Raw genomic sequence first — 2,009 nt, forward strand, 5'->3', positions numbered from 1 at the left:
GTGCTCGATGATGCTTATCTTGATGCGATGCGCCAGGTGCTGCGCCACCCCGCGCTGGACTCGGCCTTCAAGGAACTGGTGCTGACGCTGCCGTCTGAGACCTACCTGGCCGAGCAGCTTGACGTGGTGGACCCGCAGCGCATTCATGCAGTGCGCGAAGCCATGCGCCTGCAGCTGGCCACGGCACTGGCAGCCGACTGGCAAGCCGTGTACGAGGCCAACCACGACACCGGCGCCTACACGCCAGACCCGGCCTCCTCGGGCCGCCGCGCGCTCGCGGGTATGGCGCTCACGCACCTGTGCCTGGCAGCGCAGGCTTCTGGCGATACCCTCTGGCCGGGCAAGACCCTGCAGCGCTTCAAGGACGCCGGCAACATGACCGACCGCTTCAACGCGCTGGCGGCCCTGGTCTCCAGCGGCCACGCACTGGCGGCCGAGGCGTTGCCGCTATTCCACGCCATGTTCAAGGACGAAGCCCTGGTCATCGACAAATGGTTTGGCCTGCAGGCCGGCGCGCCGGATCGCGGCGGCAACATCCTGCCGGCGGTCAAACAACTCATGAAGCATTCCGACTTCAGCCTGCGCAACCCCAATCGCGCGCGCAGCGTGGTCAGCACCTACTGCCAGGGCAACCCGGCCGCCTTCCACCGCGCGGACGCCGCGGGTTATGTGTTCTGGAGCGACCGCGTGATGGAGCTCGACGCCATCAACCCGCAGGTGGCAGCCCGCCTGGCGCGCGCGCTGGACCGCTGGAGCAAGCTGGCCGAGCCCTACCGCAGCGCGGCGCGTGAGGCGATTGCACGCGTAGCGGCCAAGACTGATTTGAGCAAAGACACACACGAAGTCGTCTCTCGCGCACTGGCTGACTGAACGCGGACGGCACCCGCCATGGCATTCTTCACATTCAACACCCCCGCACAGCGGTTTGCGAAGAAGTTCAACCCGCTGCGCGACACGGTGTACGACGCCAGCGGCATGTTCAGCGGTTCACGCATGTCAGCCGACCTGGCCGCACTGGAGCCCCTGGCCGAGGCCCTGGGCGCCGACTCCGCCGAGCTGGCTGACTTGCTGTGGTTGCAGTTCGTGGTGTTCCGCAAACGCCAGCTGGATGCCGAGGGCCTGCCCCTGGGCCTGCGCGCCCTGGCCATCCGCGCTGCCAAAGGCAGCCTCACGCCCACCGAGCGCTACGAACAGCATTACGCCATCGGCGAGTCGGCCCTGGAAGCCGAGGAGTACAACACCGCCGTCGAGCACCTTCAGCAGTCGGTCCACTGGGCCGCGCACGAAGGCGCCATCCTGAACACCGACCAGAAGCTGGGTATTCGCGAAGAGACAGGCTACGCCCTGCACGAGGCCGGCCGCTTCGCCGAGGCACTGGCGCACAACCAGCAACTGCTGGCCGATGCACAAAGCGCCTTCGGCTCCGGAACGGACAAGCGCCTCTCTGGCCTCATCAACAACCTGGCGCAAAATGCCTACGAGTTGGGCGAACATGCCCAAGCGCAGGCCTGGCTGCAACAGCGCCTGGCGCTGGGCCAGGCCTTGCAGGACACCGATATCTTGCTGGACACCTTGTTCCAGCTCGGCGTGCTCGCGCACGAAACGGACCAGCCCACCGAAGCGCGTGCCCTCTTCCAGCAACGTGTGGACATTGCCCGCGCGAAGGACGACGAGGACCTGCTGGACGACGCCCTGGCCACGCTCGCCGAATTTGAAGAACGCGAACAGCAAGGCGAGCCCGGCTAAGCGCCCCGCCCAGCCATACGCTGCCCAAACGAACTATCCCTCAATCGAACGGAGCCCCCTATGTCCCAAAAAATCTCCCTGACCCGCTACCTGATCGAGCAGCAGCGCATCGACGGTCACATTCCCTCGCAGCTTCGCCTGCTGCTGGAAGTGGTCGCCCGCGCCTGCAAGAGCATCAGCCAGGCCGTCAACAAGGGTGCACTCGGCAGCGGCATGGGCAGCGCCGAAAGCGAGAACGTGCAGGGTGAGATCCAGAAGAAGCT

2 protein-coding genes and 1 pseudogene are annotated in these 2,009 nt (G+C 66.0%); all 3 read left to right on the plus strand.

The genetic code is table 11. The features are described 5' to 3' along the window. Nucleotides 1–870 (plus strand): aminopeptidase N C-terminal domain-containing protein (locus AC1D1X_RS21755; protein ID WP_477699160.1); only part of this gene is annotated, 870 nt, incomplete at its 5' end. An 18-nt stretch (nt 871–888) separates the two neighbouring features. Then, the gene (locus AC1D1X_RS21760) at nt 889–1,746 is read left to right on the plus strand and encodes a tetratricopeptide repeat protein (RefSeq protein ID WP_477668090.1); all 858 of its coding nucleotides are present in this window, start codon (nt 889–891) and stop codon (nt 1,744–1,746) included. 60 nt (nt 1,747–1,806) lie between these two features. Continuing rightward, nucleotides 1,807–2,009, plus strand: a pseudogene (locus AC1D1X_RS21765) (class 1 fructose-bisphosphatase); the annotation flags it as partial.

Source organism: Polaromonas sp. P1_G4 (assembly GCF_056405475.1).

Excerpts from the sequence above, each read along its gene's own strand:
- AC1D1X_RS21760 (WP_477668090.1), top strand. The coding sequence starts at position 889 with ATGGCATTCTTCACATTCAACACCCCCGCACAGCGGTTTGCGAAGAAG.